Origin of the sequence: Mycobacterium sp. 1165196.3 (assembly GCF_001673415.1) — a bacterium.
Lineage (GTDB): Bacteria > Actinomycetota > Actinomycetes > Mycobacteriales > Mycobacteriaceae > Mycobacterium > Mycobacterium europaeum_A.
The window spans coordinates 63,518-83,799 of the sequence record NZ_LZLU01000062.1; the positions used below are offsets into that span (position 1 = coordinate 63,518).

The following is a 20,282-nucleotide window of genomic DNA, read 5'->3' on the forward strand; positions in this document are numbered from 1 at the left end:
GCCGGACGCTGTCCCGCTCGGGTTTCCACGCGTCTGGAAGGATGGATCGGTGCACGCCCACCCTGCCGCGACGACCTCACGAGAGGCTTTTCGCCAGCTGGCGGCCGAGCACCGTGTGGTCCCGGTGACCCGCAAGGTGCTGGCCGACAGCGAGACCCCGCTGTCGGCCTACCGCAAACTCGCCGCCGACCGCCCGGGCACCTTCCTGCTGGAGTCCGCCGAGCACGGCCGGTCCTGGTCGCGTTGGTCGTTCATCGGCGCGGGATCGCCGTCGGCGCTGACCGTGCGCGACGGTGAAGCCGTCTGGCTGGGCGTGGTGCCACGGGACGCGCCGACCGGGGGCGACCCGCTGCAGGCCCTGCGCACCACCCTGGAGGTGCTGGCCACCGGCCCGCTCGAGGGGCTGCCCCCGCTGTCGGGCGGCATGGTCGGGTTCTTCGCCTACGACATGGTGCGGCGCCTGGAACGGCTGCCCGAGCTGGCCGTCGACGACCTCAAGCTCCCCGACATGTTGCTGCTGCTGGCCACGGATGTGGCGGCGGTCGATCATCACGAGGGGACCATCACGCTGATCGCCAACGCCGTGAACTGGAACGGAACCCAGGACGGCTTCGACGAGGCCTACGACGACGCGATCGCCCGCCTGAACGTGATGACCGCGGCGCTGGGTCAGCCGTTGCCGTCGACGGTCGGCACGTTCGAGCGGCCCGAGCCGCGCTACCGCGCGCAGCGCAGCGTCGAGGAGTACGGCAAGATCGTCGACTACCTCGTCGAACAGATCGCCGCGGGCGAAGCGTTCCAGGTGGTGCCCTCGCAACGGTTCGAGATGGACACCCAGGTGGACCCGATCGACGTGTATCGGATGTTGCGGGTCACCAATCCGAGCCCCTACATGTATCTGCTGCATGTGCCGAATGACGCTGGCGGAACCGACTTTTCGATCGTCGGCTCCAGCCCGGAAGCGCTCGTCACCGTCTGCGAAGGCGTCGCGACCACCCACCCGATCGCGGGAACCAGGTGGCGCGGCGACACCGACGAGGAGGATCACCTGCTGGAAAAGGAGCTGTTGGCCGACGAGAAGGAACGCGCCGAGCACCTGATGCTGGTCGATCTGGGCCGCAACGATCTGGGGCGGGTCTGCGCGCCGGGCACCGTGCGCGTCGAGGACTACAGCCACATCGAGCGCTACAGCCACGTCATGCACCTGGTGTCGACGGTGACCGGCACGCTCGACGAGGGCCGGACCGCGCTGGATGCGGTGACGGCCTGCTTCCCGGCCGGCACCCTGTCCGGCGCGCCGAAGGTCCGGGCCATGGAGCTGATCGAAGAGGTGGAGACGACCCGCCGCGGCCTGTACGGCGGCGTGGTCGGCTACCTGGACTTCGCCGGCAACGCCGACTTCGCGATCGCCATCCGCACCGCCCTGATGCGCGACGGCACCGCGTACGTGCAATCCGGGGGCGGGGTGGTGGCGGACTCCAACGGCCCCTACGAGTACACCGAGGCGACGAACAAGGCCCGCGCGGTGCTCAGCGCGATCGCCGCCGCCGAGACGCTGACCGAACCCGGGTCCGATGAGTGAGGCCGGCGCGGACACCGGTCGGCCGACCGGCCGCTGGCTGATCCGGATTGCCCAGATCGTCCTGGTGGTCGCCGCGGGGGCGTTGTGGGTGGCCTCGCGGCTGCCGTGGGTCGTCATCCGCTCGTTCGACGGGCTGGGGCCGCCCAAACAGGTGACTTTGGCCGGCGGCGCCTGGTCGACGGCGCTGTTGCCGTTGGCGCTGCTGCTGCTGGCCGGGGCCGTCGCCGCCATCGCCGTGCGGGGGTGGCTGCTGCGCGCACTCGCGGGGCTGCTGGCGGTGGTCAGCCTGGCGGTCGGCTACCTCGGGATCAGCCTGTGGGCGCTGCCCGACGTGGCGGTCCGCGGCGCCGAGCTGGCCCACGTGTCGGTGATGACGCTGGTCGGAAGCGAACGGCGGTACTGGGGCGCCGGCGTCACGGTGGCGGCCGCGGCGTGCACGCTGATCGCGGCCGTCCTGCTCATGCGATCCGCGTCGGACTCGCGATCCGCCCGCTCGAGCGCACGAAAGTACGCGACACCGGCGACGCGCCGGTCGATTGTGCAACGCGAAGAGGCCGGCGGGGCGATGCTGGAGCAGCCGGAGACGCCGGGAATGTCGGAGCGGACGATCTGGGACGCGCTTGACGAGGGGCGCGACCCGACCGATCGGGCGGGTGGGTCTGACACCGAGGGTCGGTGACGGGCCGCAAGCCGCGGGCCGCTACCCTTCATTCACGTCGTCGCGATCGGCTGGGGACACCAAAGTGGCCGTGGGATGACAGCGGACGAACAGGGCGAAGGGAAACGACAGGCATGAGTCCGGCAACCGTGCTTGACTCCATCCTCGAGGGAGTCCGGGCCGACGTTGCCGCGCGGGAAGCGCTCATCAGCCTGTCCGAGATCAAAGCCGCCGCGGCGGCCGCGCCGCCGCCACGCGACGTGATGGCCGCCCTGCGCGAGCCGGGAATCGGCGTCATCGCCGAAGTCAAGCGCGCCAGCCCGTCGGCGGGCTCCCTGGCGACCATTGCCGATCCGGCCAAGCTGGCCCGCGCCTACGAAGACGGTGGCGCCCGCATCATCAGCGTCTTGACCGAGGAGCGACGTTTTCACGGCTCGCTCGACGACCTCGACGCGGTGCGCGCGGCGGTCTCGATCCCGATTCTGCGCAAAGACTTTGTCGTGCAGCCCTATCAGATTCACGAAGCGCGTGCGCACGGCGCCGACATGCTGCTGCTCATCGTCGCCGCGCTGGAGCAGTCGGCGCTGGTGTCGATGCTGGATCGCACCGAATCGCTGGGCATGACGGCGCTCGTCGAGGTGCACACCGAAGAAGAAGCCGACCGGGCGCTCAAGGCCGGCGCCAAGGTAATCGGCGTCAACGCCCGCGACCTGGCGACGCTCGAGGTGGACCGGGATTGCTTCGCGCGCATCGCACCCGGGCTGCCCAGCAACGTGATCAGGATCGCCGAATCCGGTGTGCGCGGTACCGCAGACCTGCTGGCGTATGCGGGTGCGGGTGCCGACGCCGTGTTGGTCGGCGAAGGTCTGGTCAAAAGCGGTGACCCGCGCGCCGCGGTTGCCGACCTGGTCACCGCGGGCACCCATCCGTCCTGTCCGAAACCGGCTCGCTAGTCGCTTCGTCACTGAAGAGCCCCTGCGCTGATACGTTGAACGCCATGAGCCATCCCCGCGTAGAGCATTGGTGATGGTGGACCTGTCCCGCCCGGACCTTCCGCATCCGAGCGCAGCCATCGCCGAACCCACCCGCCACGAACCGGATGCGGGTGGCCATTTCGGCGTCTACGGCGGCCGCTATGTCGCCGAGGCGTTGATGGCCGTGATCGAAGAGGTCACCGCCGCCTACGAGAAGGAACGGGTCAACCAGGATTTCCTGGACACGCTCGATTACCTGCAGGCGCATTACGCCGGCCGGCCCTCACCGCTGTACGAGGCGCCGCGGCTGTCCGAACAGGCCGGCGCACGGATCTTCCTCAAGCGAGAAGATCTGAACCACACCGGTTCTCACAAGATCAACAACGTGCTCGGTCAGGCGTTGCTGGCGCAGCGCATGGGCAAGAAGCGGGTGATCGCCGAGACCGGGGCCGGGCAGCACGGCGTCGCCACCGCCACCGCGTGTGCCTTGCTGGGCCTGGAATGCGTGATCTACATGGGTGCGGTGGACACCGAGCGCCAGGCGCTCAACGTCGCACGAATGCGCTTGCTGGGAGCGACGGTCGTCGCGGTCGCCAGCGGCTCGAAAACGCTCAAGGACGCCATCAATGAGGCGTTTCGGGATTGGGTTACCAATGCCGACAACACCTTCTACTGCTTCGGCACCGCGGCCGGCCCGCATCCCTTCCCCGCCATGGTGCGCGACTTTCAGCGGATCATCGGCCTCGAGGCGCGCGCCCAGATCCAGGCCCAGGCCGGACGCTTGCCCGACGCCGTGGTGGCCTGTATCGGCGGTGGATCCAACGCCATCGGCATCTTCCACCCTTTCATCGACGATCCGGGCGTGCGGCTGGTCGGTTTCGAGGCGGCCGGCGACGGTGTCGAAACCGGAAGGCACGCCGCGACCTTCAGCGGCGGCTCGCCCGGCGCGTTTCAGGGGTCGTTCTCGTATCTGCTGCAGGACTCCGACGGGCAGACCATCGAATCCCATTCCATCTCAGCGGGTCTCGATTATCCGGGTGTGGGTCCCGAACACGCGTACCTGCGCGAGATCGGGCGCGCCGAGTACCGTCCGATCAGCGACTCGGAGGCGATGGATGCGTTCCGCGTCCTGTGCCGCACGGAAGGGATCATCCCGGCGATCGAATCGGCGCACGCCGTCGCCGGCGCGCTGAAATTGGGACCCGAATTGGGGCAGGGGGCGATCATCGTGGTGAACCTGTCCGGGCGCGGTGATAAGGACGTCGAGACGGCCGCGAAGTGGTTCGGGCTGTTGGGGTCCAGCGATCGATGACCGTCAAGCAGAGCGAAGCGAGCAGACTTCAGTCGATCTTCGACGGCTGCCGCAACGACAATCGGGCGGCGCTGATCGGTTATCTGCCCACCGGTTATCCCGACGTGCCGACGTCCGTGAACGCAATGACCGCACTGGTCGAATCGGGTTGCGACATCATCGAAGTCGGGGTGCCCTATTCCGATCCCGGCATGGACGGCCCCACCATCGCGAAGGCGACGGAGGCCGCGCTGCACGCCGGCGTGCGCGTGCGCGACACCCTTGCCGCGGTCGAGGCGATCAGCGCCGCCGGTGGGCATGCGGTGGTGATGACCTACTGGAACCCCGTGTTGCGCTACGGCGTTGACGCCTTCGCCCGGGATCTGGCAGCGGCCGGAGGGTACGGCCTGATCACCCCCGATCTCATCCCCGACGAAGCCGCGCAGTGGCTGGCGGCATCCGAGGGGCACGGCCTGGACCGGATCTTCCTGGTGGCGCCGTCCTCGACGCCGCAGCGGTTGGCGATGACGGTCGAGGCGTCGCGCGGATTCGTCTATGCCGCTTCGACGATGGGCGTGACGGGGGCGCGTGACGTCGTGTCCAACGCCGCCCCCGAGTTGGTGGGCAGGGTCAAAGAGATATCGGACATACCCGTCGGTGTCGGCCTGGGGGTCCGGTCGGGAGAGCAAGCCGCCCAGATCGGCAGCTACGCCGACGGTGTCATCGTGGGGTCGGCGCTGGTGACGGCGTTGGGGGACGGGGGATTGACTGCATTGCGCACGCTGACTGAGGAACTCGCGGCCGGTGTCCGTCGGGGGGCGTCCGCCTCGTGACAAAGCTGCTGGCCTACTTCCCGAGCCCGCCGCAGGGTGTCTGGCACCTGGGGCCGTTGCCCATCCGGGCCTACGCGCTGTTCATCATCGCCGGCATCGTGGCGGCGCTACTGATCGGTGATCGGCGCTGGGAGGCGCGCGGTGGCGAGCGCGGCGTGATCTACGACATCGCGCTGTGGACGGTGCCATTCGGCTTGATCGGTGGTCGGCTCTACCACCTGGCCACCGACTGGCGAACCTATTGGGGCCCCGGCGGCGCGGGACTCGGGGCGGCCGTGCGGATCTGGGACGGCGGCCTGGGCATCTGGGGCGCGGTGGCGCTGGGCGGCGTCGGCGCCTGGATCGGCTGCCGCCGGCGCGGGATTCCGCTTCCGGCCTTCGCCGACGCGCTGGCTCCGGGAATCATTCTGGCGCAGGCGATCGGCCGGCTCGGTAATTACTTCAACCAGGAGCTCTACGGCCGCGAAACGACGCTGCCCTGGGGTCTGGAGGTGTTCTACCGCCGCGACCCCACCGGGTACATCGACCCGCATTCGCTGGACGGCATCTCGACGGGCCAGATCGCTTTCGTGGTGCAGCCGACGTTCCTCTACGAACTACTCTGGAACCTGCTCATTTTCGTGGTCCTGATCTATGCCGACCGGCGCTTCACGCTGGGCCACGGCCGGTTGTTCGCGCTATATGTGGCGGGCTATTGCGTCGGGCGGTTCTGCGTCGAGCTGCTGCGCGACGACACCGCCACCCACATCGCGGGCATCCGGATCAACTCGTTCACATCGACTTTCGTGTTCATCGGTGCCGTGGTGTATCTGATGGCGGCGCCCAAGGGGCGCGAAGATCCCGAGAGCCTGCGCGGCAACGAATACCTCGAGGAGGAAGAGGCGCAGGCCGAGTCGGACGCCGAGCCCGCGACGGTGGCGGCGACGACGGCTGCCGCCGGTGCCGGCGCCGTTGCCGCGGCCGATGCGCCGGCAGGCCGCGAAGAGGCGGCGGACTCCGACGAGATCCCCGCCGCCGAGCCGGAAGTCGAAGAACCGGTGGCGGACTCGGCGGAGGCCGTCACCGAGCAGCAACCCGCCGAGGGCCAGGCCGAAGAGCCCGAGCCCGAGGAGGAATCCGAGGAACCGGAGGTTGAGGCGGCGGCGGACGAGGCCGCGACCGAGACCGTGGCCGCGGATTCCGGTGCGGAGGAAGCCGACGCGGCCGAGCTCGAGGCAGCGGAGCTCGAGGCCGACGACGAGGAACCGGAAGAGCTCGAAGCCGAGGAACCCGAAGCGAAAGACGAAGAGCCCGAAGCTGAAGAGGCCGAGGCCGAAGAGCCGGAAGCCGAAGCCGAGGAGCCCGAGCCCGAAGAGCCCGAAGCTGAAGAGGCCGAGGCCGAAGAGCCCGAAGCTGAAGAGCCGGAAGCCGAAGAACCGGAATCCGAAGAGCCGGAAGCCGAGAAGCCACAGCCCGAACCCGCCACCGAAACGGCCCCGGCTAAACCGGAAACGCGCCGGCGCTGGGGCTCGCGCCTGCGCAACCGCCTGGGCCGCTGACCGCCGAGTGCCGCCCCATTTCATCGGCCCGGGCGCACCGGATCTGGCATCCTGAAAAGCGTGACCACCGCAGGGTCAGCTGCTCGATGACCCAACCCCACTCGCCCGCGCACGCCCCGGGACACTCCCATCCGGATGGGATGGGGCGTCATCGCCTCGCCATCTCGGCCGGAACCGGCCTGGCGCTGGGCGGCGCGCTCACCTATGTCGCCCTGGCCGACCCCCACAGTCCCAGTTCGATCTACCCGCCGTGCCCGTTCAGGATGCTCACCGGCTGGAACTGCCCGTTTTGCGGTGGGCTGCGGATGACGTATGACCTATTGCACGGTGACCTGCTGGCCGCCGTCCACGACAACGTCTTCCTGCTGGTAGGAATCCCGCTGCTGGCAGTGTGGGCGCTGGTCCGCCGCGCCCGCGGCAGGGCTTTGCCGTCGCGCGCGGCGTTGCTGGTGGTCGTGGCCGCGACGATCGCGTGGGCGGCGCTGCGTAACCTGCCCGCCTTCCCGCTGTTTCCCACCGTTCTTGGTGGGTAAGAGCACACTGCCCGGCGTCCGCCATCTGCGGGCCGTGGGGGTCGCACACGACTATGCTGGGTCGGCGTGAGTAGACGCGGAAAGATCGTCTGCACCCTTGGCCCTGCGACCAATTCGGATGAGTCGATCCAGGCCCTGGTTGAAGCCGGAATGGACGTTGCCCGGCTGAACTTCAGCCACGGCGACTACTCGGATCACAAGGCCGCTTACGAGCGCGTCCGTTCGGCTTCCGACGCCACCGGCCGCGCCGTCGGCGTACTCGCCGACTTGCAGGGCCCCAAGATCCGGTTGGGGCGTTTCGCCACCGGTCCCACCTACTGGGCCGACGGCGAAACCGTCCGGATCACCGTGGCGGACTGCGAGGGCGACCACGACCGGGTGTCGACCACCTACAAGAAGCTGGCCACCGACGCCGCCGTCGGCGACCGGATTCTGGTCGACGACGGCAAGGTCGGCCTGTTGATCGAAGGCATCGAGGGCGACGACGTCATCTGCACCGTCGTCGAGGGCGGGCCGGTCAGCAACAATAAGGGCATTTCGCTACCCGGCATGAACGTGTCCGCACCGGCCTTGTCGGAGAAGGACATCGAGGACCTCACCTTCGCGCTGGAACTCGGCGTCGACCTGGTCGCGCTCTCCTTCGTGCGTTCGCCATCCGACGTCGAGTTGGTGCACGAGGTGATGGACCGGGTGGGCCGGCGGGTGCCGGTGATCGCGAAGCTGGAGAAGCCGGAGGCCGTCGACAACCTGGAAGCCATCGTGCTGGCGTTCGACGCCATCATGGTGGCCCGCGGTGACCTCGGTGTCGAGCTGCCCCTGGAAGAGGTTCCGCTGGTGCAGAAGCGGGCCATCCAGATGGCCCGGGAGAACGCGAAACCCGTCATCGTCGCCACCCAGATGCTGGATTCGATGATCGAGAGCTCACGACCCACTCGCGCCGAGGCCTCCGACGTCGCCAACGCCGTCCTCGACGGCGCCGACGCGGTGATGCTGTCCGGGGAAACCTCGGTGGGCAAGTACCCGATGGCGGCCGTGCGGACCATGGCGCGCATTATCTGCGCCGTCGAGGACAATTCGACGGCCGCCCCGCCGTTGACGCACGTGCCCCGCACCAAACGCGGGGTGATCTCGTATGCGGCCCGCGACATCGGCGAGCGGCTGGACGCCAAGGCGCTCGTCGCGTTCACCCAGTCCGGCGACACGGTCAAGCGCCTCGCGCGCCTGCACACCCCGCTGCCGCTGCTGGCCTTCACCGCGTGGCCCGAGGTGCGCAGCCAACTCGCCATGACCTGGGGCACCGAGACGTTCATCGTCCCGATGATGACCTCGACCGACGGCATGATCCGCCAGGTCGACAAGTCGCTGCTGGAACTAGGTCGCTACAAGCGTGGCGACCTGGTGGTCATCGTCGCCGGTGCGCCACCTGGCACAGTAGGGTCAACCAACCTCATCCATGTGCACCGGATCGGGGAGGACGACGTCTAGCGCGAGGAGAGCGTGTGCCGGCCGGCTGTGAGCCCCAGGAGCCGTACGCGGCGGAACAAGCCGCAATACCGACCCATTCGGACTTCACCGAACTGCTGGCGACACTCGACCTCGAGCGCGTCGAGGACGACCTGTTCATCGGCTCGCATCCGAGCAAGAACCCCATGCGAACATTCGGTGGTCAGCTCATGTCGCAGTCGTTCGTCGCGAGCAGCCGCAGCCTGGTTCGTGACGACCTGCCGCCGAGCGCGCTGTCGGTGCACTTCATCAACGGGGGCGACACCGCCAAGGACATCGAATTCCGCGTGACCAGGCTGCGCGACGAGCGCCGCTTCGCCAACCGGCGCGTCGATGCGGTGCAGGACGGCACGCTGTTGAGCTCGGCGCTGATCTCCTACATGGCCGGGGGCCGCGGCCTCGAACACGGCGTCCAGCCGCCGGAGGTGGCCGAACCGCACACGCAGCCCACCATCGGCGAACTGTTGCGCGGTTACGAGGAGACCGTTCCGCACTTCGTCAACGCCCTGCAGCCCATCGAATGGCGGTACACCAACGACCCCGCCTGGGTGATGCGCACGAAGGGCGAGCGGCTGCCGCACAATCGGGTCTGGGTGAAGGCGTTGGGAGAGATTCCCGACGACCCCGTATTGCACACGGCAACAATGGTGTATTCGTCGGACACCACCGTTTTGGACTCGGTTATCACCACGCACGGTCTTTCCTGGGGATTCGACCGCATATTCGCCGCGTCGGCCAATCATTCCATTTGGTTTCATCGGCAGGTCGACTTCAACGACTGGGTGTTGTACTCCACATCGTCACCGGTCGCGGCCGATTCGCGCGGGCTGGGCACCGGGCACTTCTTCGACCGGTCCGGCCTGCCGCTGGCCACGGTGGTGCAAGAAGGCGTGCTGAAATACTTCCCTTCTTCCCGTCGTTAAAACGTGACCCGATAGCCGCGAAATCTCCGCGCTAATTCCGCCTTGTAATGGCCGTGATGCGGCGTAGCTTTAACGTAGCCGGGTATTCGGTGCAGAGGCGGCAACCAAGCCGCCCAGCTGTTGTCAGCGCATCGGGAGGTGGGTGTGAACGGGCCGGTGGTGGGCGTCACGGTAGCGAGGCCCCGCGCGCGCGAACGCGTTGTCGTTTCGGTCGATTCACTCGCGGCCCGCTTGCTCGGCGCCCTGGCGCTGTTCGGCGCGGCGTGCTGGCTCATCGAGATCCTCGCCCGCCACCACAGCCAACCCAGTTGGCAGTACACCGACCGGTTGGCGTGGTCGTTGACGGTGCTGGTGGCGGTGGCCTGGATGGCCCGCGGCATCTTTTTGGGCCGGCCCGTGACCACGATGCACGCGGCCGCCGCGGCCTTCTTCGTGCTGGCGGGACTGGGTTTGCATGTGTTGTCCTTCGATCTGCTCGGCGACGTGGTGATCGCCAGCTCGGGCATGGTGTTGATGTGGCCGACGACCTCCCATCCGCGGCCGGGTGACCTGCCGCGGTTGTGGAAGTTGATCGACGCGACCGCCGGCGATGCGTTGGCGCCGTTCACCATGCAGACCGGCAAGAGCTACCACTTCACCGCCGACGGGACCGCGGCGCTGGCCTACCGGACGCGGCTGGGGATCGCCGTGGTCGGCGGTGACCCGATCGGTGACGAGGCGCACTTCGGTGAACTGGTGGCCGATTTCGCCGCTTTCTGCCACGCCCATGGTTGGCGCATCGCCGTGGTGGGCTGCAGCGAACGGCGGCTCGGCCTGTGGAGCGATTCGGCGGTGCTGGGACAAACGTTGCGGCCCATCCCGATTGGGCGCGATGTGGTCGTCGACGTGGCCGGCTTCGACATGGTGGGCCGCAAGTTCCGCAACCTACGTCAGGCGGTGCAGCGCACCCACAACTGCGGCGTCACAACCGAAATCGTGTCCGAGCAGGAACTCGATGAGGAGCTGCTGGCCGAGCTGACCGAGGTGGTGCGGGAGTCGTCCAAGGGCGCCCACGCCGATCGCGGATTCCACATGAACCTCGACGGCGTGCTCGAAGGCCGGTTCCCCGGCATCCGCCTGATCATCGCCAGGGACAAGACGGGCAAGGTGCAGGCGTTCCACCGGTACGCCACCGCCGGCGGCGGCAGCGACATCACCCTCGACGTGCCATGGCGCCGGCGCGGCGCTCCGAACGGGCTCGACGAGCGGCTCAGCGTCGACATGATCATGGCCGGCAAAGAGGCTGGGGCACAGCGGGTCTCGCTCGCCTTCGCGGCCTTCCCAGAGATTTTCGACGCTACGAACCGGGGCTGGACCCAGGGCCTGCTCTACCGGTTGACCCACGTGCTCGACCCGCTGATCGCCCTCGACTCGCTGTACCGGTACGTGCGCAAGTGGCATGCCCTCGACGCCCGGCGGTATGCGGTGATCTCCGTGACGCAGATCGTTCCGCTATTGTTCGTGCTCCTGTCGCTGGAGTTCATGCCGCGCCGGCGACACCTCTGAGTGCCTGCGCCGCAACTGTGATGTCGGAAAACGGCTAGCGCTGCGTCGTCCCGGACGGTTGGGTGGGGACCGCACAAGAAGTCAGCTGCGAATTCGTCCGGGAGTTTGTCGACACCATGACAGACAGCGTGAATCTTCGCGATGAAGCCATGCGCGCGTTCATCTCTAGCCTGTCCGGATTGCAGGCATCTGCGCCGACCTGGTGCTCCGGCTGGAGCGCCCACGAACTCACCGCCCATGTCACCGCCGCCGCGGCGGAACGTGCCGACCTCATCGAAGAATATCTGGCGGGCCGACCGACAAGGGCGACGCGCTCGTGGGAGGTGCGCGAGCCGCCGTTTCGGGCGTTGCCCGACCCTGTTCTCCGAAAACAATTGGTGGAACACGCCGCTCGTTTCGAGTCGGGGGTCGCCGCCCTCGACGCGGGGGACACCATCATGTACACGGGCTGGGAGATGACCGCACAGCGGTTAGAGATGCACAGCCATAGCGAAGCGGTGCTGCACCGGTGGGATCTCGTGGGCGACGACGACCTCAGCGTCCGACTGCTCTCGGATCCGGCCATGATCACCCACGCGCTCGCGGCATTCAACGCGCTGCCGGCCCTGGTGGAAGCTTGTCGCTGGCGCGACGCCGGCGCGATAACCCGGCCGGTGACGCTACGAAACGGCCATCGGCCCGGCGTCGTTGTGGTACCGGGAAACGGAGTGTCGGCAACGCCGGCCGAAGCCGGCATTGTGATAGAACTCGCGCCGCACGAGTTACCGCTGGTCTTGTGGGGACGCTGCCCGCCCAGGTTGCGCGACCCGAGCGTCAACGCGGAGACACTCGACGACGTCTTGCGGCGCCTGCTGAACGACGGGTAGTTCGGGGCAGTCAAAACCCTCGGGCAGGTGGTGCGTCGCCACCACCACCGTCCGCCGCGGCGACATCAGCCGCGAATCGGGGGCCAACAGGTCGCGCAGTATCCGTTCGGCGTCGGTGACGTCAAGGTGTTCGGTCGGCTCGTCGAGCAGCACGATCCGCGCGGGGGAGATCACCGCGCGGGCCAGCAACAGCCTCCTGCGCTGGCCGGCCGAAAGGGCCTGCGCGCCGCCGGTGAGCACCGTGGACAGGCCATCGGGCAGGGCGGCGAGCCAGGGGCCGAGGCCCACGACGTCCAGTGCTGCCGTCAGTTCGTCGTCGGGGCAGTCCCCGCGCACGACCAACAGGTTGTCGCGGACGGTGGTGGCGAAGATGTGCGCGTCCTCGGCGAAAAACCCGACGGCGCTGCGCAAGTCAACCTCATCGAATTCGTTCAGGGCGATGCCGTCCAGCGTGACCCGCCCGCCCAGCGGCGGCAACAAACCGGCCAGGGTCATCAGCAGGGTCGTCTTCCCGGAACCGCTGGCGCCGGTGACAGCCAGCCTCGCACCCGGCGGCAGGTCGATCGCTGCCCGGGTGGACCGCGCCGCGCCGTCGTGGCCGGAACGCACGTCGGCCGTCAGCCGTCCGGCGCCGACCGGTGTGGGTGCGCTCCCCGTGGGGTTTTCGGGCCCCGACGGGGTCAGATCGAGCAGGCGGCGCGCGGCGATCCGTGACCGCGTCAACTGGATCGCGGCGGCCGGCAACGGCGTCATCGCCTCGAAGGCCGATAGCGGCAGCAGCATCACCACCGCCAGGGTGGTCGGCGCGACCGCGTGCGCCAACCCGATCCCGCACACCACCGCGCCCAGCACGCTGGCCCCGATCGCCGCGGTGGGCATTGCCTCGGCGATGGCGGCGGGTTTGGCGGCGGCGTCCAGGGCATCGCTCCACGCGCGTTGCCGGCGTTGCGATTCGGCGATGACCCCGGGAAGCAGGCCGGCGACCCGGAGCTCCGGGGCATGCTCGAGGGCCAGCATCGCCGACGTGTCGCGGTCGGAATGATGCTGGCGCGCAACGTCTTCCTGGGTCGCGGCGGCCCGACCCGCGAGGCGGGGAGCGACGAACCCGGCGATCAGCAGGCAGACGGCCAGCACGACGGCCGCCGCGGGCGAAATCGCGGCAACGACCACCGTCGCCGCCAGGGCCAGCACCGCCGCGACGCCGATCGGCACCAGGGCGCGCACCAGGACGTTGGCCAGTTCGTCGACGTCGGTCCCGACCCGGGCCACCAGTTCACCGCTGTGCAGCCGGACGGCGGCCGCCGCGGGCCCGCGCGCCAGCCGCCGGTAGATCTGTACCCGCGCGGCGCCGGCCGCGCGCAGAGCCGTGTCGTGGGTGGCCAATCGTTCGCAGTAGTGCAGCACGCCCCGGGAGATCGCGAACATGCGGACCGCGACCGCCGCGACCGACAGGTCCAGCACGGGCGGCATCTGCCAGGCGCGGGTGATCAGCCACGCCGAGACACCGGCCAGCGCCAGCGCGCTGCCCAGCGAGAGCACCCCGAGCGCGATGGCCGCCAGGACGCGGGGCCACCGGGGGCGCAGCAGTGTCACAGCGTGCACCAGCGGATCACGCCGGGGCATGACGCAGCCCCCGCTCGGCGACCACCTCGACGATCCGGTCACCGATGGCCAGCACCGGCGCGCGGTGGCCGACGACGATCACGGTCGCACCGGCCCGGGCCCGTTCGGCGATGGCTCGCAAGACGCGTTGCTCGGTGGGTGAGTCCAGGTGTGCGGTCGGCTCGTCGAGCAACAGCACGGCGGCCGCCGAGCCGAGCGCTCGGGCCAGGCCCAGCCGCTGGCGTTGCCCCAGCGACAGCCCGACACCGCCGCGTCCGAGCACGGTGCTGCCCCCATCGGGCAGCTCGGCGAGCACGGCGTCGAATCCGGAATCGGCGCAGGCCTTTTCGACGTCGTCGAGTCGTCCGAGCAGCGCCAGGTTGTCGTCGACGGTGCCCGGGACCAGCACCGGGCGTTGCGGCAGCCAGGACAGTTGCGCCCACCAGCCAGCCGGCTCCAGCTCGGCGACGTCGACGCCGTCCACGATGATCCGGCCCGACGAGGGCATGCCGATGCCGGCGATCGCCTGCAGCGCGGTGCTCTTGCCGGCGCCGTTACGCCCGGTGAGCACCGTCACCGAGCCGGGCTCGATGACCGCGTTCAGGTCGCGCGGCGCCCGGCCGTCGCGGCCGTCCACGCTCAGATGCTCGAGGCGAATCCGCGCGCCGCGCGCAGCGACCGTCCGGGTGCGGGCCGGCGCCGACGTCGGGCCGCCGATGAGGTCGAACGCCGCACCGGCGGCGGCCGTGCCGTCTTGTGCGGCATGGAATTCCACGCCGACGCGGCGCAACGGCCAGTACACGTCGGGCGCCAGCAACAGCACCGTCAGGCCGGTGGTCAGGGTCATCTCGCCGAACACCAGACGTAGGCCGATCCCGACCGCGATCAACGCCACCCCAAGCGTGGCCAGCAGCTCAAGCACCAGGGCCGACAGGAATGCGATCCGCAAGGTGGCCATGGCCGAGCGGCGGTGCGCGGCGGCCAGTTCGGCGATCCGGTGTTCCGGGCCCGAGCTGCGGCCCAGCGCCCGCAGGGTCGGGATGCCGGCGATCAGATCCAGCAACCGGGCCTGCAGCGTGGTCATCGCGGTCAGCGCGGCCGCGGACCGCTCGGCGGTTGCCAGCCCGATCAGCACCATGAAGATCGGTATCAGGGGCAGCGTGATCGCCACGACGGCCGCCGATTTCAGGTCGTAGGCCGCGATCACGGCCACCGTGGCGGGGGTCAGGATGGCGGCGAGCAGCAATGTCGGCAGGTAACCGGTGAAGTAGGGGCGCAGACCGTCGAGGCCGCGGGTGACCACGACGGCGGCGGCGTCGCGTTGCGCCGCGAGGTCACGGGGTTGCCGGTCGGTGACCGCGGTGAGCACCTGATCGGACAGGTCGGCGATGACAGCGCTGGCTCCGCGTTGCCCCAGGCGGGCCTGCAGCCAGTGCGTCACCGCACGGACTATCCACAGCGCCAACAGGATTGACAGCGGGCCGAGCCACCCATGCAGGCTCCGGGCGGAGGTGTCGCCGACGACGCGCGCGACGATGCCCGCCAGCACGATCGCCGAGCCGATCGCGCAGCCGGAGATCAGCACACCGCAGCCCACCACGGCGAGCAGGTAACGGCGCAACGCCGCCGAGGCCCGCCACAGTCTCGGATCGAGCGGTGCCCGGTTGGTGCGGTCGCTACTGCTCAGGTCGCGCGCCTTGCCAGGCCGACGGGCGCCGGTATCCGGTCAGCCGAGATGCGTTGCCGGAAAATCCAATACGACCACGCCTGGTACACCACCGTCAGCGGGGCCATCAGGGCCGTCACCCACGTCATGACCTTGAGGGTGTAATGCGTGGAGGAGGCGTTGTAGATGGTCAGGCTCCACTGCTTGTCCAGCGTCGAGGGCACCAGGTTCGGATACAACGAGCCGAAGAGCAGGATCACCACGGCCGCCACCACCACCGCGACGCAGGTGAACGCCCAGCCGTCGGATGCGCGTCGCCACACCAGCAGCACCGCCGCCAATTGCGCCACCACCGCCGCGGCCAGCACCAGCCAGGTCCAGTTCTTGCCGTGCGCCAGTTGGGTCCAAAACCCGAATGCCGCAACCAGTCCGGTGGCCGGCAGCGACAACCAGACACCGAACCGGTACGCGTCGTCGCGGATGGCGCCCGAGGTCTTCAGGGCGACGAAGGTCGCCCCGTAGAACATGAACAACGCCGCGGTGGCCAACCCACCCAACAGGGTGTAGGCGTTCAGCACGTCGGTGATCGACAGGTGGATGTGCCCGTCGGCACCCACCGGCAGGCCGCGCACCAGGATGGCGAACGCGACACCCCACAGGACGGCCGGCAGCCAGGACCCGGCCGCGATGCCGACGTCGGCCCAGCCGCGCCATTTCGTGTCGTCGATCTTGCCGCGCCATTCGATCGCCACGGCGCGCACGATCATGCCGAACAGGATCGCCAACAGCGGCAGGTACAGCGTCGAGAACACGGTGGCATACCAGGCGGGGAAGGCGGCGAACATCGCTGCGCCGCCGACGATCAGCCACACCTCGTTGCCGTCCCACACCGGCCCGATGGTGTTGAGGGCCGTACGCCGCAGCGGTTCCGGTTCACCGATGCCGACGCGCGCGAACGGCTCCATCAGCATGCCCACGCCGAAGTCGAAGCCCTCGAGGACGAAGAAACCCAAAAACAGCATCCCGAGGATGCCAAACCACAACTCCTGCAGTCCCATCGTCTCAACTCCTTCCGGCGTCGGTAAGCCTGGTCAGTACGCGAAGGACAGGGGTGCCACCTCGTCGTCGCTGGGCGCTTGCGGGGGAGCGGGTTCCGCGTCGTGCTCCAGCGGGCCTTCGACGACGTAGCGCTTGAGCAGGAAGAACCAGAGCACCGCGAGTACCGCATAGACGAGGGTGAAGGTCACCAGCGAGGTGATGACCATGCCGGGCACGTGATTCGACACCCCCTCGCGGACCGTCATCCGAACCAGTTGATCGCCAGTGGGATTGGGCGCCACCACCCATGGCTGGCGGCCCATCTCGGTGAACACCCACCCCGAGATGTTGGCCAGAAACGGCGTGGGGATGGTGAGCAGGGCGAACCACGACAGCCACCGGCTGCGGGGTGTCCGGCCGCCGCGGGTGACCCACAGCACGGTCAGGGCGAACAACACCGGGATGGCCAAAAATCCGATCATCGCCCGGAAGGACCAGTAGGTGACGAACAGGTTCGGCCGGTAGTCGTCGGGGCCGAAGCGCTGCTGATACTCCTGCTGCAGCTCGTCCACGCCGCGCAGCGTCACGCCGCTGAACTTGCCTTCGGCCAGGAACGGCAGGACGTAGTGCACCTTGATCACCTCGGCGACGCTGCCGCAGTTGTTGTGCGTTCCGATCGTCAGCACCGAGAAGTCGGGGTCGGTTTGCGTGTGGCACAACGCTTCCGCGGACGCCATCTTCATCGGCTGCTGGACGAACATCAGCTTGCCCTGACGATCACCGGTGAAGAACAAGCCGACCGTGGCGATGAGCACGACCCCGCATCCGAGGATGGCCGCGGGGCGAAACATGGTGCGCGCGTCGGCTTGTGCCTCGGGCGTGGTGGAACCGGGCCTGCGCGAGCGCACCATCCACCATGCGCTCACCGCGGCGACGAACGTGCCCGCGACCAACAGCGCGCCGGTGACGGTGTGCGAAAACGCCGCCTGCGCAGTGTTGTTGGACAACAGGGCGAAGATGTCGTCCAGTTCGGCGCGGCGCGTCGCGGGGTTGTAGTGCGCGCCGACCGGGTGCTGCATGAACGAGTTCGCCGCGATGATGAAGAACGCCGACGCATTGACGCCGAACGCGACGATCCAGATGCAGGCCAAGTGGATCAGCTTCGGCAGCCGGCTCCAGCCGAAGATCCACAACCCGATGAACGTGGACTCGAAGAAGAAGGCGAACAACCCCTCCATCGCCAGTGGCGCGCCGAAGATGTCGCCGACGAACTTCGAGTACTCCGACCAGTTCATGCCGAACTGGAATTCCTGGACGATCCCGGTCGCCACGCCGATGGCGAAGTTGATCAGGAACAGCTTGCCGAAGAACTTGGTCAGCCGGTACCAGGCGGTGTTACCGGTGGCCACCCACACCGTCTGCATGATGGCGATCAGCGGCGCCAGGCCGATGGTGAGCGGCACGAAGATGAAGTGGTAGACGGTAGTGATACCGAACTGCCACCGCGAAATATCGACGACATTCATCTGTCATCTCCCGAAACTGCGGAGGCCCGATCCAAACGGCTACGACAGAGTGTAGTAGACGAGCGGTGCCGCCGCCACCGGCGGCCCTACTCAGCTGGCGAGGGTCTTGGAGGCCTTGCGGATTCCGAACGACGAAATGATCTCGAAGACGCCGATGACGACGAACCACGCGCCGACCACGATCGCCAGGGTGACGATGGATTGGAACGGGGACGCCAGCACGACGATGCCGGCGAGCAGGCTGATCACGCCGACGAAAATGTTCCAGCCCCGCCCCGGCAGGTGCGGGTCGCTGATGGCCGAAACCGTTGTGGCGACTCCGCGGAAGATGAACCCAATGCCAATCCAGATGGCCAACAGCAGGATTGCGTAGCCCTGACCGAAATGACGGAATGCCAGTAACGCCAAGATCAATGACGCTGCGCCGCTGATGAACAGCAGGATCCGGCTGCCCGCCGAGACGTGAAGCGAGAAGGCGAAGACGACCTGCGCGACACCGGTAATCAGCAGATAAACGCCGAAGGCGACGGCGGCGACCAGGATGGAAATTCCCGGCCACGCCAGCACCAGGACACCGAGGACAAGAGACAGAATTCCCGACAGCAGAGCGGATTTCCACAGATGCGGCAGCAAGCTTGGAACGGGGCGGGTTCCAGGAGAGCCAGGGGAGATAGTCATGGCCGCAGTCTGGCACAAACGTGCGTCGTGGTACAGGGACTTTGGTCAGACGTGAACGGTGCGTGGATCCTCGGCACGCAGGTCGGTGGGTTCTTCGCCTGCCTTGCGCCCGATTAGATACCACGTGCGCATAACGCCCTTGCCCTTGATCTCGATGCGGCCGCGCTCTTGCAGCACGAACTCGTTTTTCAGACGCTCGTACATCGCCTGGGGCACTTGGATGCGGCCCACCGAATCGGTGGATTCCATCCGCGAGGCGACGTTGACGGCGTCGCCCCACACGTCGTAGAAGAACCGGCGCGAACCCACGACGCCGGCCACGACGGGTCCGCAGGCCATGCCCATCCGCAGCGGGACGGCCTGGCCATGCGGATCACGCAGTGTCGCAGCAACATTGGCCATATCGAGAGCGAAATCGGCCAGGGCGAAGGCGTGATCCGGCCGCGCCCGCGGCACGCCGCTGACCACCATGTAGGAGTCCCCGCTGACCTTGATCTTCTCCAGGCCGTGTTTGTCCACCAACTCGTCGAAGGCGCCGTAGAGCCGGTCCAGGAACTGCACCAGGTCCGCCGGCGCCGTGCTGCTGGCGCGCTCGGTGAAGCCGACGATGTCGGCGAACAGCACGGAGGCCTCGTCGTACTTGTCAGCGATGACGTTTCGGTCGGCGCTCTTGAGACGCTCGGCGATGCTGCCCGGCAACATGTTGGCCAGCAGCGCTTCCGAGCGCTGGTATTCGGATTCCATCACCGACTCGGCGCGCTGGGTATCGCGCAGCGCGTACCACACGGTGATGAACACCATGACGCAAGCGGAGATGATGGTGACGACGAACATCATCGACTGCGCCCAGGCCGGCACCAGGCCGGTGTCGCGGGGAACGAGAAATTCCAGGGCGATGATCAGGGCGGCGGCGATGGCCGCCACGATGGCGGCCAGCACGATGTGGTCCAGCCCCAGCACCAGCACCACCAGGCAGACGCCCACCACCAAGAAGAATTGGCCGCCCGATGCCGTGCCCGAGTCCCAACAGGTGGCGGCGACCGTGACGTAGGCCGTACCGATGAACGTCAGCGGTGCGACCAGTTCACCGAACCGGTGCAGCCACGGCACGCTCGCGAAGATCAACGCCGAGACGACGTTGACGAGGACGATCTGCCAAATCCAGGCGCCGGTGACCACCTGCAGTACCACGAAAGTGGTGCAGACCACGACGGCGAGCCAGGCCGCGATCGAGAGCACGCGGAATTCACGCGCGGCGCTGTCGGCGTAGTGCTGACTGCGGGCGCGCGACTGAGCGCGCGCCGCGGCCACGCAGTCCGGGCGCCCCGACGAGCCGTCTGGGCATCTTGGTGGGGCACCACACTTCTTGGCCGCCACGGGTGCCAGCCTAACCGCTGAGCAGCGCCCTCGGCTGCCGTCTTGAAAGAAAATCCTGGTTTTCGCCCCCGTAAGTTTCTGAGTCTGATAACAGTTCTTGTTATCGGGTTGTAATCGGGTTTAGGAGTCATTGGTTCGGGTTATTTAAC

Annotated in this window: 17 protein-coding genes; 11 read left to right on the forward strand and 6 right to left on the reverse strand. The window is 68.1% G+C overall.

Annotated elements, in window-relative coordinates:
* Nucleotides 1-49 precede the first annotated feature (49 nt).
* The 11 genes from A5659_RS06135 (at nucleotide 50) to A5659_RS06185 (ending at nucleotide 12,246) form a co-directional block, all read left to right on the forward strand.
* Nucleotides 50-1,582: an anthranilate synthase component I gene (locus A5659_RS06135; RefSeq protein WP_066877335.1), complete on the forward strand. Its 1,533-nt coding sequence runs from the start codon at nucleotides 50-52 to the stop codon at nucleotides 1,580-1,582.
* Nucleotides 1,575-2,261 carry a TIGR02234 family membrane protein gene (locus tag A5659_RS06140; RefSeq protein ID WP_067179801.1) on the forward strand — a complete coding sequence of 229 codons (687 nt, stop codon included), beginning with the start codon at nucleotides 1,575-1,577 and terminating at the stop codon, nucleotides 2,259-2,261. The genes A5659_RS06135 and A5659_RS06140 overlap by 8 nt, the downstream gene beginning before the upstream one ends.
* 113 nt (nucleotides 2,262-2,374) lie before the next feature.
* Nucleotides 2,375-3,193: an indole-3-glycerol phosphate synthase TrpC gene (gene trpC / locus A5659_RS06145; RefSeq protein WP_066864082.1), complete on the forward strand. Its 819-nt coding sequence runs from the start codon at nucleotides 2,375-2,377 to the stop codon at nucleotides 3,191-3,193.
* A gap of 70 nt (nucleotides 3,194-3,263) precedes the next feature.
* Nucleotides 3,264-4,526, forward strand: coding sequence for a tryptophan synthase subunit beta (gene trpB / locus A5659_RS06150; RefSeq protein ID WP_197497931.1), 1,263 nt, complete (start codon nucleotides 3,264-3,266; stop codon nucleotides 4,524-4,526).
* Nucleotides 4,523-5,338: a tryptophan synthase subunit alpha gene (gene trpA / locus A5659_RS06155; RefSeq protein WP_067179808.1), complete on the forward strand. Its 816-nt coding sequence runs from the start codon at nucleotides 4,523-4,525 to the stop codon at nucleotides 5,336-5,338. Before trpB ends, trpA begins: the two co-directional genes overlap by 4 nt.
* A complete protein-coding gene (locus A5659_RS06160; RefSeq protein WP_067179811.1) occupies nucleotides 5,335-6,876 on the forward strand; it encodes a prolipoprotein diacylglyceryl transferase in 1,542 nt (513 codons plus the stop codon). Before trpA ends, A5659_RS06160 begins: the two co-directional genes overlap by 4 nt.
* Nucleotides 6,877-7,016: 140 nt before the next feature.
* On the forward strand, nucleotides 7,017-7,409 hold the full coding sequence (locus tag A5659_RS06165; RefSeq protein ID WP_231997753.1) for a DUF2752 domain-containing protein: 393 nt from the start codon (nucleotides 7,017-7,019) through the stop codon (nucleotides 7,407-7,409).
* Between the two features lie 66 nt (nucleotides 7,410-7,475).
* Nucleotides 7,476-8,894 carry a pyruvate kinase gene (gene pyk, locus A5659_RS06170; RefSeq protein ID WP_067179824.1) on the forward strand — a complete coding sequence of 473 codons (1,419 nt, stop codon included), beginning with the start codon at nucleotides 7,476-7,478 and terminating at the stop codon, nucleotides 8,892-8,894.
* A gap of 65 nt (nucleotides 8,895-8,959) precedes the next feature.
* Nucleotides 8,960-9,835, forward strand: coding sequence for an acyl-CoA thioesterase II (locus A5659_RS06175; protein ID WP_156748861.1), 876 nt, complete (start codon nucleotides 8,960-8,962; stop codon nucleotides 9,833-9,835).
* 144 nt (nucleotides 9,836-9,979) lie between these two features.
* Nucleotides 9,980-11,380, forward strand: a complete 1,401-nt coding sequence (locus A5659_RS06180; RefSeq protein WP_067179827.1) for a bifunctional lysylphosphatidylglycerol flippase/synthetase MprF — start codon at nucleotides 9,980-9,982, stop codon at nucleotides 11,378-11,380.
* Between the two features lie 128 nt (nucleotides 11,381-11,508).
* The gene (locus A5659_RS06185) at nucleotides 11,509-12,246 is read left to right on the forward strand and encodes a maleylpyruvate isomerase N-terminal domain-containing protein (protein ID WP_197497932.1); all 738 of its coding nucleotides are present in this window, start codon (nucleotides 11,509-11,511) and stop codon (nucleotides 12,244-12,246) included.
* Here the strand turns inward: A5659_RS06185 and cydC are convergent.
* From cydC to A5659_RS06215, 6 genes are all read right to left on the reverse strand, one after another.
* Nucleotides 12,142-13,869, reverse strand: a complete 1,728-nt coding sequence (cydC, locus tag A5659_RS06190) for a thiol reductant ABC exporter subunit CydC (RefSeq protein WP_067179833.1) — start codon at nucleotides 13,867-13,869, stop codon at nucleotides 12,142-12,144. The two genes, A5659_RS06185 and cydC, sit on opposite strands and share 105 nt — an antisense overlap.
* Complete coding sequence (gene cydD, locus A5659_RS06195; RefSeq protein WP_067179836.1) at nucleotides 13,856-15,469, reverse strand: thiol reductant ABC exporter subunit CydD; 1,614 nt, start codon at nucleotides 15,467-15,469, stop codon at nucleotides 13,856-13,858. The genes cydC and cydD overlap by 14 nt, the downstream gene beginning before the upstream one ends.
* 62 nt (nucleotides 15,470-15,531) lie before the next feature.
* Nucleotides 15,532-16,572 carry a cytochrome d ubiquinol oxidase subunit II gene (gene cydB / locus A5659_RS06200; RefSeq protein ID WP_067179839.1) on the reverse strand — a complete coding sequence of 347 codons (1,041 nt, stop codon included), beginning with the start codon at nucleotides 16,570-16,572 and terminating at the stop codon, nucleotides 15,532-15,534.
* 33 nt (nucleotides 16,573-16,605) lie between these two features.
* Nucleotides 16,606-18,078, reverse strand: a complete 1,473-nt coding sequence (locus A5659_RS06205) for a cytochrome ubiquinol oxidase subunit I (protein ID WP_066875892.1) — start codon at nucleotides 18,076-18,078, stop codon at nucleotides 16,606-16,608.
* A 90-nt stretch (nucleotides 18,079-18,168) separates the two neighbouring features.
* Entirely contained in the window at nucleotides 18,169-18,774 is a 606-nt protein-coding gene (locus tag A5659_RS06210) for an HdeD family acid-resistance protein (RefSeq protein ID WP_369829361.1), read from the reverse strand.
* 27 nt (nucleotides 18,775-18,801) lie between these two features.
* The gene (locus A5659_RS06215; protein ID WP_066866933.1) at nucleotides 18,802-20,133 is read right to left on the reverse strand and encodes an adenylate/guanylate cyclase domain-containing protein; all 1,332 of its coding nucleotides are present in this window, start codon (nucleotides 20,131-20,133) and stop codon (nucleotides 18,802-18,804) included.
* Nucleotides 20,134-20,282 lie beyond the last annotated feature (149 nt).